This window comes from Janthinobacterium sp. EB271-G4-7A (assembly GCF_020858075.1).
GTDB classification, from domain to species: domain Bacteria; phylum Pseudomonadota; class Gammaproteobacteria; order Burkholderiales; family Burkholderiaceae_D; genus Janthinobacterium; species Janthinobacterium lividum.
Window position 1 is genome coordinate 64,133 of the sequence record NZ_JACYMI010000002.1, and the last position, 19,796, is coordinate 83,928.

17 protein-coding genes and 1 tRNA gene are annotated in these 19,796 nt (G+C 64.1%); 12 read left to right on the top strand and 6 right to left on the bottom strand.

Features of this window, described 5'->3' with window-relative positions:
- Positions 1-40: 40 nt before the first annotated feature.
- From IGS58_RS17865 to IGS58_RS17890, 6 genes are all read left to right on the top strand, one after another.
- On the top strand, positions 41-1,333 hold the full coding sequence (locus tag IGS58_RS17865; protein WP_442908372.1) for a paraquat-inducible protein A: 1,293 nt from the start codon (positions 41-43) through the stop codon (positions 1,331-1,333).
- Positions 1,326-2,957, top strand: a complete 1,632-nt coding sequence (locus tag IGS58_RS17870; RefSeq protein ID WP_230522275.1) for a PqiB family protein — start codon at positions 1,326-1,328, stop codon at positions 2,955-2,957. Before IGS58_RS17865 ends, IGS58_RS17870 begins: the two co-directional genes overlap by 8 nt.
- Positions 2,954-3,550, top strand: a complete 597-nt coding sequence (locus IGS58_RS17875) for a PqiC family protein (RefSeq protein ID WP_052140127.1) — start codon at positions 2,954-2,956, stop codon at positions 3,548-3,550. Before IGS58_RS17870 ends, IGS58_RS17875 begins: the two co-directional genes overlap by 4 nt.
- Before the next feature lie 47 nt (positions 3,551-3,597).
- A complete protein-coding gene (locus IGS58_RS17880; RefSeq protein WP_230522276.1) occupies positions 3,598-3,999 on the top strand; it encodes a DUF2946 domain-containing protein in 402 nt (133 codons plus the stop codon).
- Between the two features lie 77 nt (positions 4,000-4,076).
- A complete protein-coding gene (locus tag IGS58_RS17885) occupies positions 4,077-6,200 on the top strand; it encodes a TonB-dependent receptor family protein (protein WP_230522277.1) in 2,124 nt (707 codons plus the stop codon).
- An 8-nt stretch (positions 6,201-6,208) separates the two neighbouring features.
- The gene (locus IGS58_RS17890; protein ID WP_230522278.1) at positions 6,209-7,552 is read left to right on the top strand and encodes a PepSY-associated TM helix domain-containing protein; all 1,344 of its coding nucleotides are present in this window, start codon (positions 6,209-6,211) and stop codon (positions 7,550-7,552) included.
- Here IGS58_RS17890 and IGS58_RS17895 read toward each other — a convergent pair.
- Together IGS58_RS17895 and IGS58_RS17900 are read right to left on the bottom strand one after the other, a co-directional pair.
- Positions 7,524-8,921 carry a hypothetical protein gene (locus IGS58_RS17895; RefSeq protein ID WP_230522279.1) on the bottom strand — a complete coding sequence of 466 codons (1,398 nt, stop codon included), beginning with the start codon at positions 8,919-8,921 and terminating at the stop codon, positions 7,524-7,526. The two genes, IGS58_RS17890 and IGS58_RS17895, sit on opposite strands and share 29 nt — an antisense overlap.
- A complete protein-coding gene (locus IGS58_RS17900; protein WP_230522280.1) occupies positions 8,918-9,346 on the bottom strand; it encodes a hypothetical protein in 429 nt (142 codons plus the stop codon). Before IGS58_RS17900 ends, IGS58_RS17895 begins: the two co-directional genes overlap by 4 nt.
- A gap of 133 nt (positions 9,347-9,479) precedes the next feature.
- Between IGS58_RS17900 and IGS58_RS17905 the strand changes: the two genes are divergently transcribed.
- Together IGS58_RS17905 and IGS58_RS17910 are read left to right on the top strand one after the other, a co-directional pair.
- Positions 9,480-10,640: a YncE family protein gene (locus IGS58_RS17905; RefSeq protein ID WP_230522281.1), complete on the top strand. Its 1,161-nt coding sequence runs from the start codon at positions 9,480-9,482 to the stop codon at positions 10,638-10,640.
- 74 nt (positions 10,641-10,714) lie between these two features.
- Positions 10,715-11,098 carry a hypothetical protein gene (locus IGS58_RS17910; RefSeq protein WP_230522282.1) on the top strand — a complete coding sequence of 128 codons (384 nt, stop codon included), beginning with the start codon at positions 10,715-10,717 and terminating at the stop codon, positions 11,096-11,098.
- Positions 11,099-11,104: 6 nt separating this feature from the next.
- Here IGS58_RS17910 and IGS58_RS17915 read toward each other — a convergent pair whose 3' ends face one another.
- Entirely contained in the window at positions 11,105-12,019 is a 915-nt protein-coding gene (locus IGS58_RS17915; protein WP_070260212.1) for a LysR family transcriptional regulator, read from the bottom strand.
- Positions 12,020-12,121: 102 nt separating this feature from the next.
- On the opposite strand from IGS58_RS17915, the gene IGS58_RS17920 reads away from it, so the two are divergent.
- From IGS58_RS17920 to IGS58_RS17935, 4 genes are all read left to right on the top strand, one after another.
- Positions 12,122-13,231, top strand: a complete 1,110-nt coding sequence (locus IGS58_RS17920; RefSeq protein ID WP_070260092.1) for a muconate/chloromuconate family cycloisomerase — start codon at positions 12,122-12,124, stop codon at positions 13,229-13,231.
- Between the two features lie 153 nt (positions 13,232-13,384).
- Positions 13,385-13,675, top strand: a complete 291-nt coding sequence (gene catC / locus IGS58_RS17925; protein WP_034782430.1) for a muconolactone Delta-isomerase — start codon at positions 13,385-13,387, stop codon at positions 13,673-13,675.
- Between the two features lie 11 nt (positions 13,676-13,686).
- Positions 13,687-14,490, top strand: a complete 804-nt coding sequence (gene pcaD, locus IGS58_RS17930) for a 3-oxoadipate enol-lactonase (protein ID WP_230522283.1) — start codon at positions 13,687-13,689, stop codon at positions 14,488-14,490.
- Positions 14,491-14,621: 131 nt separating this feature from the next.
- The gene (locus IGS58_RS17935) at positions 14,622-16,025 is read left to right on the top strand and encodes a sodium:solute symporter family protein (RefSeq protein WP_034782432.1); all 1,404 of its coding nucleotides are present in this window, start codon (positions 14,622-14,624) and stop codon (positions 16,023-16,025) included.
- Between the two features lie 12 nt (positions 16,026-16,037).
- On the opposite strand, the gene IGS58_RS17940 is transcribed toward IGS58_RS17935, so the two are convergent.
- From IGS58_RS17940 to IGS58_RS17950, 3 genes are all read right to left on the bottom strand, one after another.
- Positions 16,038-17,432: a GntP family permease gene (locus tag IGS58_RS17940; RefSeq protein ID WP_099389573.1), complete on the bottom strand. Its 1,395-nt coding sequence runs from the start codon at positions 17,430-17,432 to the stop codon at positions 16,038-16,040.
- A gap of 126 nt (positions 17,433-17,558) precedes the next feature.
- Positions 17,559-17,635, bottom strand: a tRNA-Pro gene (locus IGS58_RS17945).
- Between the two features lie 52 nt (positions 17,636-17,687).
- Entirely contained in the window at positions 17,688-19,781 is a 2,094-nt protein-coding gene (locus IGS58_RS17950) for an AsmA family protein (RefSeq protein ID WP_230522284.1), read from the bottom strand.
- Positions 19,782-19,796: the final 15 nt, after the last annotated feature.

Here is a 19,796-nt window from a genome sequence, read left to right on the forward strand (position 1 = left end):
TGTGCACCGATACGACCTGATTAGCTGTCATGACTGTGGCGTGCTGTACCGCAAACGTCCGCTGCGTCCCCGCGAAAAGGCGCGCTGCATCCGTTGCCGCTCGGTGCTGTACCGCGGCTCGCATGCGCGCGGCGCATCGGCGGAATTGAGCAAGGTGGTGGCGCTGACTCTGGGCGCCGCCTTTGTCTTCCTGATCGCCCAGTTTTTTCCCATCGTCGAACTCGACGTCAATGGCCTGACGTCCAGCGCCACCTTGCTCGGTTCCATCCGCGTGCTGTGGTCCGAGCAGATGCATATCGTGGCGACGATGGTCTTCCTGTTTACCATACTCTTTCCCGCCATCGAACTCGGTTCGCTGCTGTATGTGGCGCTGGGCTTGCGCGGCGGCGTCAAGGTGCCGGGTTTTAACCGCGTGCTGCGCGCCGTGCAGACGGCGCGCGAATGGGGCATGACGGAAGTGCTGATGATCGGCATCTTGATCACCGTCGTCAAGATGACCAGCCTGGCCACGGTGCTGCCACAACCGGGGCTGTTCGCGTTTGGCGCGCTGACCTTGATGCTGGCCATCGTCGTCTCGTTCGACCCCAAGGCCCTGTGGAACCTGGGCGACGACCTGACCCGGCAAGCGCTGCCCGGCATCCGCTACAAGGCCTTTGCGCCCGGCGAGAAGGTCGTGCCCTGCCATGCCTGCGGCCTGGTGGCGCCGCCCTTGGGCAAGGGCAAGCACCTGGCGTGCGTGCGCTGTGGCACGGCCCTGCACGTGCGCAAACCGGACAGCATCAACCGCACCTGGGCCTTGCTGATCGCCGCCATGATCCTCTATATTCCCGCCAACCTGCTGCCCGTGATGGTGACGTATTCCCTGTTTGGCGCACAAAACGATACCATCATGAGTGGCGTGGTGCTGTTCTGGACCAGCGGCTCGAAGGGCCTGGCCATCATCATTTTCATCGCCAGCGTGGTCGTGCCCATGCTCAAGCTGGGCGTGCTGGCGCTGCTGGCGTTCACCGCGCAGCGGCGTTCGCGCTGGCGCCCGCGTCAGCGCACCATTTTGTACCGCATGGTCGAGTTCATCGGCCGCTGGTCCATGCTCGACATCTTTGTCGTCACCCTGACGGTGGCGCTGGTGCGCTTCAAGTCGCTGGCCGTGATCACGGCCGGACCCGGCGCGCTGGCGTTTGGCGCCGTGGTGGTGCTGACCATGCTGGCGGCGATGCAGTTCGACCCGCGCCTGATCTGGGACCCCGTCGACGGGCAGGTGCCTGGCGAGGAAGAACCCGTGGTGGTGGCAAATACCGGAAACAATACAGTGATTGGAGAACAGCATGTCTGACAAAGAAGCGGGCGGCCTTGCCGAAACGGGTGGCCGTCCATTGCCGGAACCCGATGTGGAACAGGGCAGCCGCTGGCTGCCGTCGCTGGTATGGCTCATTCCGCTGCTGGCCGCCCTGATAGGCGCCGGCCTGGCTGCCAGGTCCATCCTTGACCAGGGGCCCACGGTGACGGTCAGCTTCAAGAGCGCCGAAGGCCTGGAGCCGGGCAAGACCAAGGTCAAATACAAGGATGTCGATATCGGCCAGGTGCGCGCCATCACCCTGGGCGACGATTTGAGCAATGTCCTCGTGACGATCGACATGAGCAAGGAGGCGCGCCGTTTCGCCACCGCCGATTCGCGCTTCTGGGTGGTGCGCCCGCAGATCGGCGCCAGCGGCGTGACGGGCCTGGGTACCTTGCTGTCGGGCGCCTATATCGGCGTCGACACGGGCAAGTCGGAAGCCAAAAAGGAGAATTTCGTCGGCATGGAGAGTCCGCCCGCCGTGGCTGGTGACCAGAAGGGCAAGCTGTACACCCTGCATGCGGAAAGTCTCGGTTCCGTCGACGTGGGTTCGCCCCTGTTCTTCCACCGCCTGCGCGTGGGCAAGGTGGTCAGCTTTGCGCTGGACAAGGATGGCAACGGCATTACCATGTCGGTCTTCGTGAACGCGCCATACGACCAGTTCGTCGGCAAGAATGCGCGCTGGTGGCATGCCAGCGGCGTCGATGTGCGCTTGGATTCCAACGGCTTCAAGTTGAACACGCAGTCGCTGGCCGCCATGCTGGTGGGCGGCATCGCCTTCGAGGCGGAAAATGGCCGCAAACCCGAGGAACCGGCGCCGGCCAATACCAATTTCCGCTTGGCGGCCGACGAGGCCAGCGCCATGCGCGAGCCCGATGGCCAGGCGATTACCACCGTGTTCTATTTCGACCAGTCGCTGCGCGGCTTGCAGCCTGGCGCCACGGTGGATTTCCGCGGCATCGTATTGGGCGAGGTGCGTTCGGTCGGCATCGAGTTCGATCCCGTGAAGAAGAACTTCCGCATGCCGGTCACCGTCAATCTGTACCCGGCCCGCCTGGGCATGCGCTTCAAGGCCGCCGTCGACGATGAGGAAGGCTCGGCCGGCCACCAACTGCTCGAACGCATGGTCAGCCGTGGCTTGCGCGCCCAGCTACGCACGGGCAACCTGCTCACCAGCCAGCTGTACATCGCGCTGGACTTCTTCCCGAAAGCGCCGAAGGTGGCGCTCGATCCGAACAAGTATCCGCTGGAAGTGCCGACCGTGCCCAATACCCTCGATGAACTGCAGACGCAGATCGCCAGCATCGCCCGCAAGCTCGATCAGGTGCCTTATGCGGAGATCGGCAATAACCTGAACGCCACCATCAAGCAGGCCAATACCCTGTTCAGGCAGCTCGATGGCCAGGTGGTGCCGGAAATGCGCGATACCCTGACGGCGGCGAAACAGACCTTCGGCACCGCCGAACAGGTGCTGCAAAAGGATTCGCCACTGCAGTCGGACGTGCGCCAGGCTTTGCAGCAGCTGACGCAAACCCTGCAATCGCTGAACGCGCTGTCGGATTACCTGGAACGTCATCCCGAGTCCCTGATCCGCGGTAAAAAAGGAGATGAAAAAAAATGATGAAACCAATTTTTTCCGCGCTGCTGGCGGCCAGCCTGCTGGGCGCCTGCTCCACGCCCCAGCCCGAGCATTTCTATACGCTCAGCGGCGGCGCCGACGCGCAGCCGGCCAAACCCGTCAAATACTATGTCGAGGTGCTGGCCGTCAGCGTGCCGCAGCAGGTGAGCCGCAACCAGTTTGTCGTGACGGGGCCATCGGGGCGCATCGAACTGCTGGAGCAGCAGCGCTGGGCCGGGCCGCTGGCCGGCGAGATCGGCCAGGCCCTGTCGACGGCCGTGACGAATGACCTGGGCGCCATCGATGTGTTCCGCACGCCGCATCCGGACAACCTGCCCGTGTACCGTATCAGCACCAATGTGCAGCGTTTCGAGTCGGTGATGGGCCAGTATGCGCTGATCGATGCCGTGTGGAGCGTGCGCCAGCTGGCCAGCAGCAAGGTGGTCACTTGCCGCACGATAGCCAATGAAAAGGTGGGCGCCGGCTACGATGAACTGGTGCTCGGTCACCGCCGCGCCGTGAACCGTATCGCCGCCGATACGGCGAGCGTGGTGCGCGCTTTTGACAACGGCAACGCCGCTTGCCCGGCCGCCTGAGCCGCTTTCCGCTACCCAGTCCCGGCGGCCGCTGGTAAAATGCGGCCATGGGAATGACCTTGTTCACGCGCCGCTTTGCCGCCTGGATCGCCTGTTTCGCGATCCTGCTGGCGGCGCTCGCGCCGTCGATTTCCCAGGCTGTCGCCAACGCCAAGCAGGAGTCCGGCTCCGGCTGGGCGGAAATCTGTTCGGTGGCCGGCATCCGTTTCGTCCAGGTCGACAATGACGGCGCCGCCGATGAAAAATCCGGCGGCAAGGCCATGCAGATGGAGCATTGTGCCTTCTGTTCCACGCACGCGGGTTCCGTCGGCCTGCCGCCCGCCAGTCCCGTGCTGCCGCTGCTTGTGGCCAGCGGCACGGCCATTTTCCCGGCCCTGTACTACCAGTCCCCGTCACCGCTGTTCATCTGGTCCACCGCGCAGTCGCGCGCGCCGCCCGCTCTCGTCTAGGTTTTTGCATTTTCAATGCTGGCGCTGCCCACCTTGCGGTGTGACGCGCCGCATCCGCACACTTATACGAGAATCACATGAACAAGAAATTATTGGTGCTGGCCGTCGCCATCACCCTCGCTTACCCCTGCGCGCAGGCGCAGCAAACTGACCAAACCGACCACGCCATCGACACCGTCGTCGTTTCCGGTTCGCGCGCGCAATCGTGGCTGTCCGAGACGCCGCAGGCCATCGGTGCCGTCAATGCCAAAATGCTGGAACGCGACAAGCCCAAGACCATGGGCGATATCCTCAACCGCATCGCCGGCGTGTACTGGAATGACCTGGGCAACGAGCAGCACAGCATGAGCATCCGCCAGCCCATCGGCACGAATGCCGTCTACCAGTACCTCGAAGACGGCATTCCCATCCGCCCGCTGGGCGTCTTCAACCATAACTCGCTCAACGAGATGAACATGGCGGGCGCCAGCGGCGTGGAAGTGGTGAAGGGCGCCGCCTCGTCGCTGTACGGCAGCAATGCCGTCGGCGGCGCCGTCAATTTCCTCACGGCCGGCGCCAGCGCGACACCCACGGCAAGCGTGGGCGTGCGGCGCGATAACGTGGGCGGCTACACCCGCTACGACACTTCCGCCAGCGATACCTGGGGTCCGCTGGGACTGCGCTTTTCCCATTACAGCTCGCGCCGTTCGCGCGATAACTGGCAGGAGTACAGCTATGGCGACAAGGATTCGTTCTCGCTGCGCGCCGACTATGCGCTCAGTTCCACCTCGCAGCTGCGCGCCACCATCGTCCACACGGATCTCGATGCGGCCATGACGGGCAGCCTGTTCGAAAACGATTACCGCAGCAATCCCGGCAAGAGTCTGAACACGTTTACCTACCGCAAGGACAAGACCACGCGCATGAACCTGGCGTGGGAAGGCGCGACGACAGCCAATGGCACGAGCACCGTCACCGTGTTTACGCGCAAGAACGACCATGGGCAGATTCCCGCGTATTCCATAGGCAGTTGCGCGGGCATGCTGTGCAAGGGCGTCATCAACAACAACCACGTCGATTCGCTGGGGCTGGACGTGAAGCACCAGCAGGAATTCGCGTGGCTGCGTTCGCGCCTGATCGCTGGTGTGTACGTGGACAAGAGCGACAATCCCTTTGTCAGCGACAATCTGTCCATCGTGCGCGATGCCGCCACGGGCCGCTACCTGCGCTACTCCCTGGCCAATGCCAGCAATCCGCAGGGCGTGCGCGACTACCAGACGGATATCCTCAACACGGCCGTCTTCGCGCAATGGGAATTTTCTCCGCTGGTGGGCACGCGCGTGGTGCTGGGTGGCCGTTCTGACGCCATCCGCTACGACTACCATAACAAGCTGGCGCCCGGCGGCAGCGTCAATTACGGCGCGCCCGACGAGTCGCGCAGTTTTTCGCATGTGAGTCCGAAACTGGGCGCCACCTACGCCATCGGCCATGCGGGCAGCGCGTATGCGAACGTCAGCCAGGGCTTCACGCCGCCGGAAGTGAGCCAGTTGTATGGCAAGACGGGCATCGCCAACTTGCAGCCGTCCGTCTACAACAACTATGAACTGGGCCTGCGCTGGGCCTTTTTGCAGGGCCGTTTGAAACTCGATACGGCCCTGTACCGGCTCGAAGGGCGCGACACGATCGTCAGCTACACGCTCTCGCCGGGCAACAGCGAAAACCGCAATGCGGGGCGCACGCGCAGCGAAGGGCTGGAGCTGGGCCTGAATTACGACAGCGGCCCGTTCGACGCGCGCTTCGCCACGGCCATCGCGCGCCACCGCTACCTGCGCTACCAGCTCTCCAGTACTCTCGATTACAGCGGCCGCGCCATGCCGCAGGCGCCGCGCGACATCACCTCGTTCGAGATCGGCTACAAGCTCGTGGCCGGCGCGCGTATCGCACTTGAAGCCGTGCACCAGGGGCGCTACTGGATGAACAATGCCAACACGGTGGAGTACAAGGGCCACGCCTTGCTGAACCTGCGCGCCAGCTATCAGGTCGCGCGCGGGCTGGAAGCGTGGGCGCAGGTGCGCAACCTGGCCGATAAACGCTATGCCGATTCGGCCAGCAGCAGCTATGCGGGCACGGGCAGCTATGCGCCGAACAGCCAGAACCAGTACACGCCTGGTGCGCCGCGCAGCGTGATGTTGGGCCTGTCCTATACCTATAACGCACTGTGAGGATGGCCATGGACGATTTCACCTTTCTCATCGCGCGGCGCAAAAGCCTGTACTGGCGCATCCACTTCTGGGCCGCGCTGATCGCCTCGCCGTTTGCCCTGCTAGCTACCCTGACGGGCATTTTGTACGTGTTCACGCCGCAGATCGAGGCAAGGCTGTACCAGCACCTGGACCATGTGGCGCCGCAAGCGTCCATGCTGCCGCTGGACGCCGCCGTGGCGGCTGCGGAGCGGGCTGCGCCTCGAGGCTGGGCGGTGCAGCACGTGGTGCCGCCGTTTCAACAGGATGATGCGGTGCAGGTGGCGTTTGCGCCGCCCGGCGGCGCGCAGGATGAACATGCGGGCCACGGCGGACATGCAGCGCCGCTCACGCCCGCCAGGCCGAAGTTCGGCCTGCCCGCGCAGGCCATCGTCGTGTATGTGAATCCCCATGACGCGCGCGTGCTGGGCAGCCTGGCCAGCAGCGAGCGCTTCGGCAACTGGGCGAAAAAGCTGCATTCGCGCCTGCTGCAAAACGATGGCTGGCGCTGGATGATCGAGCTGGCGGCCAGCTGGCTGATGGTGATGCTGGTGACGGGCGTGGTGCTGTGGTGGCCGCGTGGCGCGCAATCGGGCTTGCCGAAGCGGGGCGCGCGGGGCCGCAATGGCTGGCGCCAGTGGCATGCTTTCCTGGGCGTGGCGCTCGGCATCGTCAGCGTTGTGATCCTGACGACGGGCCTGACGTGGAGCCAGCAGGCGGGCGGGCGCATCCGCGCGTTGCGCGACGTCAGCGGCCAGGCGCCGCCGCCCGTGCCACGTGATTTGCACTCGCGCGAGGAGGGCGCTCCGCTCGACTGGCAGGATGCGTGGCAGGTAGCGCGCAGCCACGCGCCCGCCATCGCCGTGCAGCTGACGGCGCCGGCCAGCCAGGACGATGTGTGGCGCGCCACCATGGCTGACCGCAGCCAGCCCACCTTGCGCTTCGACCTGCAATTCGATGCCTATAGCGGCAAGCCCCTGTATTACGCGGGGTGGGAAGCGCAGACGGCGTTCGGCAAGGCCACCGCCATCGGCATTCCGTTTCACCGCGGCGAATTCGGCTGGTGGAACCAGGCCGTGCTGCTGCTGTTCGGCGCCAGCGTGCTGTTCTCGCTGGTGTCGGGCTGGGTGATGTTTTTCAAACGGCGCTTGCCTGGCTCGCTGGGTTTACCCAGGCTGCTGCCGGGCGCCTGGACGTCGCCTTCCGCGCTGGCCTGGCTGGCGGCAGCCGCCATGTGCGCGCTGATGCCGCTGCTGCTCGTTTCCGGCGGCATGCTGTTGCTGCTGGAGCTGTTCCTGGCACGGGCTAGCCGCCGACGATGGGCTGCGCGATGATCCAGAGACTGAGCAAAGTGTAGGCGATCATCAGGGCCAGCATCGGATACTGGCTGCGCAGGGCCGCGCGGCGACTGGCGTACAGGCGCAGCGCGCAGACATGGGCCAGCCAGACGGCCGCCACGTGGCCTGCGACGATGGCGAACAGGGATACGTACCACACCACCTTGGCGTCGATGATGCCAAGGCGGATGAAGTACAGCTTCGTGCCGAACAGGTCCCAGTCCAGGCCCAGCGGGTCCGACGCCAGCGGAATCAGGTACTGGCCCGCCATCGCCAGGAAAGACAGGTAGTGGGCGAAATGGTAGGCGATGGCGATCGGCACCAGGGTCAGCACGAAGTGGCCGGCCACGCGCAGCAAGGGTATGGCCGGCTGGCCATCGCTGGCGCCGCAGCGGGCGATCAGCGCGCAAAACAGCAGGAACACCAGCAGGAACAGGGCCGGCATCAGCAGCAGGGCGGCCGTGGTGATACATGCCAGTGCACCAGGCGCCACGGCGAGGACGGCGTCGACGATGTCGTACCACGTTTGCGTTTCCATCATGCCGTCGAAGCTGACGGAGGCCAGCATGAGGATCACCAGCACCAGGCAGGCAGGGCGCACGGGTTCCACCGCCAGCAGGCCCGCCGCATACGGGCGCACGTAGCAGGCGCCGTCGCGGAATGTCACGGGCGCGAAGCGGGCCAGCAGACCGAAGACGACGTTGAAAACTTCCGCATGGCGCAGCCAGGCGGCGCGGCCGAACAGCGCCATGCCTGCCCACGTGCAGGCGGAATACAGCAGCATGGTCCAGGCCAGGCTGGCCGGCTGCTCGCTGCCTTCCCAGTTCAGCTCCATCCAGATAAAGCCGAAGAACAGGGCCGCCGCCGGCCAGCTGTCGAGCCAGCGCGGCCACGCCAGCGGTGCGCGCCAGCGGGGGAACAGTTGCTGGGCCGCGCGCGCCACGCTGTCGAGCGGATTGACCAGCGCCCACAAGTCGCCCAGCAGCGCCGACACGTAGGCCATGCCGACCCACCAGATGGCCCACACCATGGCGGGCGCGATATTTTTCACGGGGTTTTGCACGCCCACCAGTCCCGCCACGATCACCAGGATATACAACGCCAGCACCAGCAGGCGCAGTGCGAAAGCGATGGCGCGCGCGCCAGGAACCTGCCGCAGGACGAGGCGCGCATAGTCGCCCTGGCAGGCCGCTGTGCCATCCCGGCGCCACAGTGCCAGGAAGGCAAACGACAGCGCCACCGTCAGTCCCGCGCCCAGCAAATATAGCCAGAGCGGCAAGGGCAGGTCGTAGCGCTGGCCGAAGCCGTGCGCATGGGCGATGCCTGGCGCGGCCAGCAGGACGAAAGCGATGGCGCGCCGCATCATCGCGGCAGCACTTCCAGGTACATCAGGGGCGCCTCGCGGTGATGCTTGTGCTGCTTGCCCTTGCCCTCCGTTTGCGCGCCATAGCCGTGCGCGGAAACAGGGAAGCGTCCCGGCACCGTGGCGTCGATGCGCATGGCTTTTGTCTCGCCCGGCTTGACCTCCAGCAGCTGATCGTAGCCATGCAAGTGGATACTGACTATTTCGTCGGTACTCCAATCCACGGTGATCCGGGTGTCCTGCCGGACCCGTATCGTCGGTGGCTTCGCGGCGATTTTGCGCTGCGCGATGGCCAGCGCCACATGCTGTTCCAGTTGCTGCGGTTTTGCCGCAGAGCCGCCCTGCGACTGGCTTTGCGCCGATATGCACAGCAGGAAGATGGCCAGGCCCAGGCTGGCAAGCGGAGGGCGGACTGAGTATTTTTTCATGCTTAAATTTTAGGAAAGATTTCCAGCATTGGCCATCTGAAAAAAAACGCCAGTTTGAAAAAGTGCGGCCGTAGAATGATCGGCGCGGATCCGACGACACTTGGAAAAGGTGGGGGAGATGATGAAAAAAGCGATGTTTGCATTGGCCGTGACATGCCTGGCGGTGTTGCCTGCGTCGGCCGAAATCCTGGCCATGGTCAATTACGAGAGCAAGGCGCCCGAGTCATTGAAGTCGCTGAAAAGCCCTGTCGCGCCGCCGTCGCGCAAGGAGGGCATCGCCATCATCGATGTCGATCCCGAGTCGAAAAACTTCGGCAAGATCGTGCGCGACATCGCCCTGCCGCCGGACCTGGTGGCGCACCATATCTTCTACAACCACGACATGAGCAAGGCTTACATCACGGCGCTGGGCAAGACGCAGCTGCGCGTGATGGACATGCGCCACAAGGACTTTCCCATCAAGGTGATCGAGGTACCGACTTGCCAGGTGGGCGAGGACATCGTCTTTTCGGATGACCACAAGCGCTGGTATCTGAGCTGCATGGGATCGCAGGCCATGCTGGAAGGCGACGCCGTGCACGACAAGCCGGGACGCACCGTCAGGCTGCCGGCGCCATATCCGCATGGCCTGGCCGTCCACGATGGCATCGACCGCACCCTGCTGACGAGCACCATCCGCCCCACGGACCTGGGCGACGCGGGGGAGGTGATCAGCGTGCTGGAAACGAGCACGGGCAAGGTGCTGGGCACGCACAAGCTGTCGAAAAAGCCGTCGCCGTCTGGCGAAGCGCCGGTGGAAGTGCTGTTCGTCCCGGGCAGCAAACCGCCTGTCGCCTACGTCGCCAATATGTACGGCGGCACCGTGTGGACCGCCACGTGGAATCCGGCAACCAGGGATTTCGACACGGCCCAGGTGCATGACTTTGCCGAACAAAAGGCGGGCGTGCCGCTGGAGCTGTATTTCAACAAGGGCGCGACGCGGCTGTACCTGACGACGGCCAAGCCGGGCCACCTGCATATCTTCGACCTGACGGGCGGCATCGGCAAGCCCCGGCTATTGAAATCGATCACTGCCGCCGAAGGCGCGCACCACGTGGCGTTCACCAGGGATGGCCGCTATGCCTTCGTGCAGAATGCGCTGCTCAACCTGCCGGGCATGAGCGATGGCAGCATCACCGTCATCGACATGAAAAAGGAGGTGGTGGCGGGGAGTGTCGACACCCTGAAAAACAAGGGGCTCAATCCGAACAGCATCGTGCTGCTGCCGAAGTGGAATGACTTCATGGGGCATTGAAAGATGCATTCCGCTAGAATGAAAGGGCGCGGCCAGGCTCGTTGCCACAGGCCGCACCTTTGCAATGGCTGAACATGATATTCCTCGACTTTCCCGCCTTGTCCGCGCTGGCCACCGCTTCGGCCACGATCACCAAAAAATGCAGCTGCTGCGCCGTCCCGCTGCACGCCTGGCAGCGCCTGCCTACTTCGCTGGAGCTGGACCGCTTTGAAGAAATCGGCACCCTGCGCGAAGATCCGTACGAGGAACCGACGTTTGCCGAATACCACCCGCACGGCACGCGCTACGACAGCATCGATGCGCCCATCGCCCCGCGCTACTATCCCGCGAACCTGAGCCAGGTGGCCCGCTGCCTGAACTGCGGCCGTTACTACCTGCGCTACAACGAGGCGGGCGGCTACTTCACGGAACTGCGCATCCGCGCGCTGCGCCCGGAATTGCTGGCCGACGCGGCGTAGTCACTGCTACAGGCTTTCCTTGACGTGCGCGATGCCGTGTTCATCGTAGATCGAGTACACGGCGGCGAGGATGTTTTCCAGTTCAGGCGAGCGGTCCATATGCCGCATGCTGAATAAAATCGGCGAGAACGCATGCTTGTCGTCCAGCTTGCGGTATACGACGTTCCGGTGATGCATGGCTTGCACGCTTTCCGGCACGATGGAAATGCCCTGGCCGGCCGCCACCAGTCCCATGGAAATCTGCAGCTCGCGCACTTCCGTGACGGGGCCGGGCGTGACATTGCCTTCGCTGAACATGGCCAGCACCTGGTCTGCAAAGCTGGGGCGGGGCGCTTTCGGATACACGAGCAGGGTTTCGTGGATCAGGTCAGTGAGGCGCAATCCGCCTTCCCCCCTGGCCAGCCGGTGGCCGGGCGGCAGGGCCACCACCAGCCGCTCCTCGCGCAGCAGGATGCGGCGGATGCTGGGGTCTTCGCTTTTCAGGCGCCCGAAACCCACGTCGATGCGGCCTTCCTTCAGGGCCTTGAGCTGCTGCACCGTCGTCATTTCATGCAGGGTCACGTCGACCTCGGGATGGCGCTCGCAAAAGCGGTGCACGATGTCTGGCAATTCCCCATACAGGGTCGACGCGACAAAGCCGATCGACAGGGTGCGTTCCAGTTTGCCGACACGCTGCGTCATCGCCTGCAGGTCGCGCACCTGGTCGAGCAGTGGCCGCGCATGGGCGAGGAAAAACTCGCCCGCTTCCGTCAGGCGCAAGGGACGCGAACCCTTTTCGATCAGCGCCACGCCCAGGATTTCTTCCAGCTGCTGCATCTGCCGGCTCAGCGGCGGCTGCGCGATGTGCAAGCGCGCGGCGGCCCGCGTGAAGTTTCTTTCCTCCGCGACCGCAACGAAGTAGCGCAAGTGCCGTAATTCCATCTTCATACCTTTCAGGTATAGGTTTGATACCAACTCGGTGTTGGACGTGGGGAGATTCGGGGAATATCGTGTCACCACTCCACAGAATTATACGGAATAAATATGATTCAAAATATCGAGACCTACCTGGTCGATGTGCCAACCATTCGTCCGCACCGGATGTCCGTCGCCACCATGAATACGCAAACCCTGGTGCTGGTGCGGCTGCGCTGCGCTGACGGCATCACGGGCTGGGGCGAAGCGACCACCATCGGCGGCTTGAGCTACGGCGGAGAAAGCCCGGAAAGCATCAAGACGAATATCGATACCTATATCGCGCCGCTGCTGGTCGGCATGGAAGCGAGCGAAGTGGCCAAGGCCATGGCCAGGGTGCGCAAGGTCATACAGGGCAACCGCTTCGCCAAGTGCGCGATCGAGACGGCGCTGCTCGATGCGCAGGCGCGCCGCCTGAACGTGCCGCTGTCGGAATTGCTGGGCGGCCGCGTGCGCGATGCACTGCCTGTGGCCTGGGTGCTGGCCAGCGGCGACACCGCGCGCGATATCGCCGAAGGGGAAAAAATGCTGGACTTGCGCCGGCACCGCATCTTCAAGCTGAAGATCGGCATGCGCGACGTGATGGATGACGTGGCCCACGTGCTGGAGATCAAGCGGGCGCTGGGCGAACGGGCCAGCGTGCGCGTCGATGTCAACCAGGCCTGGAGCGAGACGGACGCCGTGCGCGGCATCGCCGCACTGGAAGCCGGCGGCATCGATCTGATCGAACAGCCCGTGAAAGCCGGCAACCGCGCCGCGCTGGCGCGCCTGACGCGGCGCTTCGACGTGGCCATCATGGCCGACGAAGCCTTGCACGGTCCCGCCGATGCGCTGGCGCTGGCCCAGGCCGATGCGGCCGATGTGTATGCGGTGAAAATCACCCAGTCGGGCGGCTTGCTGCCCGCGCTGGAAGTGGCCACCGTGGCGCGCCTGGCTGGCGTGGGACTGTACGGCGGCACCATGCTCGAAGGCGGCGTCGGCACCGCCGCCACGGCCCACGTGTGCTCCACGTTCGCGGAACTGGCCTGGGGCACGGAGCTGTTCGGGCCACTGCTGCTGACGCAGGAAGTCCTGCGCGAGCCGCTGGTCTACCGCGATTTCATGCTGCAAGTGCCGACGGGGCCGGGCCTGGGTGTCGAGATCGATATGGACAAGCTGCGTTCCATGCAGCGCGCCTGAGGACGCCTATCAAAACCTACTGCGCGTCGTGATTTACGGTCTGCGATGCTCACTGTACCTTCGTACAGTTGCGCTTCTCGACCGCAACTCTCTTCCGCTCGCTACGGTTTTGTTTGGCGTTGTAAGTGCCTATAAAAATCTTAAGGAGAAACCATGTTATTCCATGTACGCATGAACGTGAACCTGCCATTGAGCATGCCCGCCGAGCAGGCGGCGCAGCTCAAGCAGACGGAAAAGGCACTGGCGCAGCGCCTGCAGCACGAAGGCAAGTGGCGCCACCTGTGGCGCATCGCCGGCCAGTACGCCAACATCAGCGTCTTCGACGTGGACAGCGTGGAGGAGCTGCACAACTTGCTCACCTCCTTGCCGCTGTTTCCCTACATGCAGATCGACGTGATGCCGCTGTGCCGCCATCCCTCGTCGGTGCGCGACGACGATTCCTGAGGAGACATGCGATGACGGATACAGGCAACGACACTGCCGGGAAAATGTGCGAGGTGGACGGTATCGGCCTGCATCACCGCACGGATGGCGAGCGCAGCAAGCCCTGCCTCGTCCTGTCGAATTCCCTCGGCACGGACCTATCCATGTGGGATGCGCAAGCGGCCGCGCTGGCCGGCGATTTTTTTGTCGTGCGCTACGACACGCGCGGCCATGGCCGGTCGGCCAGCGGCAGCGCGCCGTTCGGCATCGGGCGGCTGGGACTGGACGTGGTGGCACTGCTCGACCACCTCGATATTGCCCGTGCCGCCTTCTGCGGCATTTCCATGGGCGGCTTGACGGGCCAGTGGCTGGGCATTCACCAGCCGCAGCGCCTGACGCAGCTCGTACTGGCAAATACGGCGGCGCGCATCGGTGGCGCCGCGCCGTGGCAGCTGCGGGCGGAGCAAGTGCGCCGCGACGGCATGGCTGCGGTGGCCGGGAGCGCCGCCGCGCGCTGGTTCACGCCGCCGTTCATCGCGCGCGAAGCGGCCACGGTGGCGCGCCTGGCCGGCATTTTGCGCAGCCAGGATGCCGGCGGCTACGCGGCCTGCTGCGACATGCTGGCCCAGGCGGACTTGCACGCCTGCGTCGGCACGATCGCCTTGCCGACCCTGATCATCGCGGGCGAGCACGATCCCGTGACCACCGTCGACGACGGGCGCTGGCTGCAGCAGCAGATCGCGGGCGCCCGCCTGGCAAGCCTGCCCGCCTCGCATATCTCGAACATCGAGGCGGCGGACTTGTTTACGGCGCAGTTGCGCACTTTTTTAGTGTGAGGCTTGCTGTACCGTATCGGTACGGCAGGAATGTGGTTTTCCTCTGAGCACCGCCGCCGGCTGGTCCGGCGTGCGGCAGGGGAAGCTTTCTTGAAAAATAATAATAAGAAAAGCAGACTTGGAGTAGACGGATGGAAAACAGATTGATCATTATCGCGGCAGTCACGGTGGGCTATTTCGCCCTCATGTCGTACATTACGTATAGCGTGCGCAAGCATGCCAACAGCGCCGAGGGCATGACGGCGGGCGGGCGCAACTATCCCGCCTACCTGATCGGCGCGCTCTTGTTGTCGGAATTTATTGGCAGCTCCGTCAGCATCGGCACGGCCCAGAAGGGTTATGAACTGGGTATTTCCGCCGCCTGGAATCTGGTGGCGCTGTCGCTGGGCTTCTTGCTGCTGGCCATCGTGCTGGTGAAAAAATACAAGGAAAGCGGGCAGTCGACGATTTCCGGCATCCTGGCGCAAACCTACGGCGAACCCGTGCGCTATGCGGCGTCCATCCTCACCATCGTTGCGCTGAGCATCGTTGCCGTGGCCCTGTACGCGAGTGGCGGCGCCGTGCTGGCAGCCGTGCTGCATATCAACAAGACCGTGGCCATCTTGCTGGTGGGCGCCATTACCGTGATCTATGTCAGCCTGGGCGGCATGCGCTCGGTGGTGTACACCAATTTTGCCCACTCCATCGTCAAGTACCTGGGCGTGATCCTGGCGCTGGCGTATGCGCTGGAAGCCACAGGCGGCATCGGCGCGCTGCAGGCGCAGCTGCCGGCCAAGATGTTCAACTGGGTCGAGATTGGCTGGGGCCAGATCATCGCCTGGATGATCGGCGGCATCGGTTCCATCTTCGCCACGCAATACGTGATCCAGGCCCTGGTCAGCACGGACAATCCGGCCGTGGCCAAGCGCGCCTGTTACTACGTGTCGTCGCTGATGATCCCGTTCGGCCTGATGGCGGCCCTGATCGGCATGTGCAGTGCCGTGCTGTATCCGGGCATGAAGTCGATCGACGCCTTCCCGACCCTGATCGCCCACATGCCGGCGTTTTCCGCCAGTATCATGATCGTCGGCCTGGCCGGCGCCCTGTTCGGCGGCATTTCCGCCACCACCCTGGCATCGGCCACCCTGGCCATGAAGGATTTTTATGATCCCTGGTACAACAAGGCGAAGAACGACGCGAAATCGCTGATGTTCCTGCGCATCGCCATCGTCGTGGCCGGCTTGCTGCCGCTGGTGCTGGCGCTGTATGCGGAAAAACTGCTGATGATCGCCTTCCTGGGCAAGGCCCTGCGCGCCACCCTGGCCGTGCTGGTGCTGATGGCCTTCTATGCGCCGAAGTTCGGCACGCCGCGCGGCGCCTTCGTTGGCGTGATCGTCTCCGTGATCGCCACCATCGGCTGGTTCCTGGCGGGCAATCCGTACGGTGTCGACAGTTCCTACCTGGCGCTGGCCGGCCCGCTGCTGACCATGGGCATCAGCCATCTGTTCAAGCCGGCGCAAGCGTTGGCGAAGCCGGCATCGTCGTCGCGGCTGTAGCTTGCCCAACCCTCACACCAGTCCCGTCATGTAATAGATGGCAATGACGAGGAACACGGCCACCGTCTTGATGACGGTGATGCCGAAAATGTCGCGGTAGGACTGGCGGTGCGTGAGGCCCGTGACGGCCAGCAGGGTGATCACGGCGCCATTGTGCGGCAAGGTATCCATGCCGCCGCTGGCCATGGCCACCACGCGGTGCATGACTTCGAGCGGAATGTGCGCCTGCTGCGCGGCCTGGATAAAACTGTCCGACATGGCCGCCAGCGCAATGCTCATGCCGCCCGAAGCCGAGCCCGTAATGCCGGCCAGGGTCGTCACGGAGACCGCTGCGTTGACGAGCGGATCGGGCACGCTGCGCAAGGTGTTGCTGACGGCAAGAAAACCGGGCAGGGCGGCGATGACGCCGCCAAAGCCATATTCGGATGCCGTATTCATGGCCGCCAGCAGGGCGCCGCCCACGGCCGCCTTGGTGCCTTCGGCAAAGGCGGCACGGATACGCCCGAAGGCCGTCACGCACACGAGCAAGATGCCCAGCAATAAGGCGCCTTCCACGGCCCAGATACCGGTCACGGACGCTATCGACGTCGACACGGGTGCATGCAAGCCGGGCAGTGCCTCGGCGGTGAGTACGTAACTGTCGCCATACCAGTGGGGAATCAGCTTGGTCAGCGCAAAGTTGGCCACGCCCACCAGCACCAAAGGCGCCACCGACAGCAGCGGATGGGGCAAGTCGCCACCGCCGGTCTTGGCCTGTTCCGCTTCCACGCCATAACCTTCGCCCGTCGCCATGACGGACCGGCGGCGCCATTCCAGGAAGGCCAGTCCCATGATCACCGTCAGCACGGCGCCGATGGTGCCCAGCCATGGCGCGGCCCAGCCGGTCGTATTGAAAAAGGTGGTGGGGATGATGTTCTGGATTTGCGGCGTGCCGGGCAAGGTATCCATGGTGAAGGAAAATGCGCCCAGGGCGATGGCGCCCGGCATCAGGCGCTTGGGGATATTGCTCTGGCGGTACAGCTCGGCCGCGAACGGGTACACGGCAAACACCACCACGAACAGCGACACGCCGCCGTACGTCAGGGCGGCGCACACGGCAACGATGACGGCATTCGCGCGCGAACTGCCGATATAGCGGATGGCGGCCACGACGATGGACTGTGAAAAGCCGGACAGCTCGATCAGCTTGCCGAACACGGCGCCGAGCAAAAAGACGGGGAAATACAGCTTGATAAAGCCGACCATCTTTTCCATGAAGATACCGCTGAAGACAGCCGGCACGGCGGACGGATCGGTGAGCAGCACGGCACCCAGCGCGGCGACCGGCGCAAACAGGATCACGCTGTAGCCACGGTAGGCGGCCAGCATCAGGAAGGCCAGTGCGGCCAGAACTATCAGGAAAGACATCGGTCAGGCCCTTGCGCGAGAAGTGATCAAGATATTAATAATGCAGTTAATATCATACTTCCCGGCAACCTGCCAACGCGCAGATCAAGGTGACGGCAGTTCACGTCAGCCTAGTAAGGAAAAAGCTGGTCGGGGTGAGAGGATTCGAACCTCCGGCCTCTGCGTCCCGAACGCAGCGCTCTACCAGGCTGAGCCACACCCCGCTCCTTCATTACAGCAGATGGTGGCACGGCTTTCAAGCGGCTGCATCAAGGTCTATTTCTTTTCCTGCTGCGCCTTCCTGATTTCCGCTTCGCTCACTTTCTTGGCTGGCGCATTCGTCGCAGGCGAAGTCGGGGCTTTGCGGGTGGCGTTGGCTTGCGCCATGACGGCGGCGCAGTCCGTGTCGGGGGCCTTGTCGACGCTGACCAGCGGCAGCAGGGCGGCCAGCGGCGTGACGACGGTGGCCAGGGCCACGGCGGCGCCGGCTTTCAACGCCAGCGGGCCTTTCTGCGGGCCCACGTCCGGGTTCTTGAACGTGCCTTTCGCATACAGCGGCGTGCGCAGGGTGATGATGCGGGCGCCCTTGGTACGGGGGCGCACGTCGAGGTCCAGGGTTTCGCTTGCCAGGTTGACGTTGCCCGTGACATTCACGACGGCGCTGTCCGTGTCGAGCACGAAGCGGCGCACGTTGGCCTGGCCATTCGTGACGGCGAAGTCGCTGGCCAGGCAGTTCAGGTGGACTTGCTTGTCGCCAAAGATTTTCACGAAAACGGCGTTGGCCAGGTTCAGGCCAGCCAGTTCCAGCATGAACTGGCTGACGGAGCCTTCGCTGACGGTGGCCGCCAGCTCGCCATTCGCGCTGGCCAGCATGGCCGAGACGGAATTGCCGTGGCCCGTCAGCGCCGCATCGCCATACACTTCGCCGAAGCTCGCTTGCATCGATTGCAGCTTGGGAAACAGTTCGCGAATTTTGAGGTGGCGCGCTGCCACCTTGGCTTGCGCGGCGATGGTCTTTTGACGGCCATCGAGCGTGATGTTCGAGGTGATGTCGCCGCCGGCCATGCCGAAGTTGAGCGGCGTCAGACTCAGCACCTTGTCTTTCATGTGGATGTTGGCGACGACATTGTTGAGCGGGATATCGTGCGTGCGCACCAGTTTCTTGCCCGTGAATTTCACGTCGGCGTCGAGCGCATTCCATTTGGCTGTATTGAACTGTTCCACGGGCAAGGCTTTGTTGTCGGGCTGCACAGGCGCCTTGCCGCGCGCCTGTTTCTGCGCATTGCTGTCGGCGCCGATGGTAGGGCCCAGGTCTTCCAGGCGCAATTGCTGCGACGTCACTTCGCCGCGCAGCAAGGGACGCGGCTGGCGCGGCAAGTACTGCAGGGTACCGGCCAGGTCGCTCTGGCCCACCGTGCCCTTGAAGTTTTGATAGGTCCAGTTCCAGATGGCGCCGTCCTTCTTGCCCAGCAGGCGGCCTTTGGTGGCGTAGTCCGGGGTTTCCGGCAGCAGTACACCCGTCAGCGGATACAGGTCGGCCATGCTGGCGCCGGCCAGGCTCAGCTGCAAATCGATGCCCGACAGCGAGCGCGGGTCCGTCAGGGTGCCATCGATGCTGGCCTTGTTCTTGCCCAGCACGGCATGCGCCTGCACGGGATAGACAGTGTTGTTGTCGGTCAAGGACAGCACGGCACCGGCCTTGCCTCCACCCGTCACGGGCGCCTTGCGGTAGCTGCCGCCCAGGGTGAATTCGATGCCGTATTTCTGCACGGGCGCGCTGCCTGGCGCGTCGCCCGGCGTGGCGTCGGGCGCTGTCGAGCTGACCTTGGCGCGCAGGTCCAGCGCGATGCCCTCGTCGAGGTAGCGGATGGCGCCGTCGCCGAAGGCCATGCGCTGGATTTCCACGTCCCATGCCGAAGGGCCGTTATCCTTCAAGGTCCAGCTGTTGCTGCCATCGGCGCGCCGCTGCAGGGCAATATTGGGAGAGTCGAGCGCCAGGTCCGTCAGCACCAGCCTGTGTTGCAGCAGGGGCAGCGGATGGATGGCCACGTCGATGCGTTTCGCGCTGGCCAGTTGCGGGCCGGCCGTCGCCCAGTCCGGGTTGCTCATGCGCACGTCCTGCGCGCTGATGATGGGACGCGGCACGTAGCGGCGCCAGCCCGGCTCCGTTTTCAGCCCTTGCTTCCATTGCACCTGCAAATCGCCACCGATGACGAAAGTGCGGCCCGTGCTTTCCGACACCTTTTCGTTGATGTAGGGGCGGGCGCGGTTCCAGTCGAAGGTCAGCACGAAGATGACCACGATGGCGATCAGGGCCAGCAGGGCGGCCAGGCTCCAGCCGAGGATTTTCAGGGGTGTCGAGCGTGTCATGGGGATGCCAATCGC

Excerpts from the sequence above, each read along its gene's own strand:
- IGS58_RS17880 (WP_230522276.1), top strand. The coding sequence starts at position 3,598 with ATGGGAATGACCTTGTTCACGCGCCGCTTTGCCGCCTGGATCGCCTGT.
- IGS58_RS17885 (WP_230522277.1), top strand. The coding sequence starts at position 4,077 with ATGAACAAGAAATTATTGGTGCTGGCCGTCGCCATCACCCTCGCTTAC.
- IGS58_RS17950 (WP_230522284.1), bottom strand. The coding sequence starts at position 19,781 with ATGACACGCTCGACACCCCTGAAAATCCTCGGCTGGAGCCTGGCCGCC.
- IGS58_RS17935 (WP_034782432.1), top strand. The coding sequence starts at position 14,622 with ATGGAAAACAGATTGATCATTATCGCGGCAGTCACGGTGGGCTATTTC.
- IGS58_RS17915 (WP_070260212.1), bottom strand. The coding sequence starts at position 12,019 with ATGGAATTACGGCACTTGCGCTACTTCGTTGCGGTCGCGGAGGAAAGA.
- IGS58_RS17905 (WP_230522281.1), top strand. The coding sequence starts at position 9,480 with ATGTTTGCATTGGCCGTGACATGCCTGGCGGTGTTGCCTGCGTCGGCC.
- catC (WP_034782430.1), top strand. The coding sequence starts at position 13,385 with ATGTTATTCCATGTACGCATGAACGTGAACCTGCCATTGAGCATGCCC.
- IGS58_RS17940 (WP_099389573.1), bottom strand. The coding sequence starts at position 17,432 with ATGTCTTTCCTGATAGTTCTGGCCGCACTGGCCTTCCTGATGCTGGCC.
- IGS58_RS17870 (WP_230522275.1), top strand. The coding sequence starts at position 1,326 with ATGTCTGACAAAGAAGCGGGCGGCCTTGCCGAAACGGGTGGCCGTCCA.
- IGS58_RS17910 (WP_230522282.1), top strand. The coding sequence starts at position 10,715 with ATGATATTCCTCGACTTTCCCGCCTTGTCCGCGCTGGCCACCGCTTCG.
- IGS58_RS17890 (WP_230522278.1), top strand. The coding sequence starts at position 6,209 with ATGGACGATTTCACCTTTCTCATCGCGCGGCGCAAAAGCCTGTACTGG.
- IGS58_RS17875 (WP_052140127.1), top strand. The coding sequence starts at position 2,954 with ATGATGAAACCAATTTTTTCCGCGCTGCTGGCGGCCAGCCTGCTGGGC.
- IGS58_RS17920 (WP_070260092.1), top strand. The coding sequence starts at position 12,122 with ATGATTCAAAATATCGAGACCTACCTGGTCGATGTGCCAACCATTCGT.
- IGS58_RS17900 (WP_230522280.1), bottom strand. The coding sequence starts at position 9,346 with ATGAAAAAATACTCAGTCCGCCCTCCGCTTGCCAGCCTGGGCCTGGCC.
- IGS58_RS17895 (WP_230522279.1), bottom strand. The coding sequence starts at position 8,921 with ATGATGCGGCGCGCCATCGCTTTCGTCCTGCTGGCCGCGCCAGGCATC.
- pcaD (WP_230522283.1), top strand. The coding sequence starts at position 13,687 with ATGACGGATACAGGCAACGACACTGCCGGGAAAATGTGCGAGGTGGAC.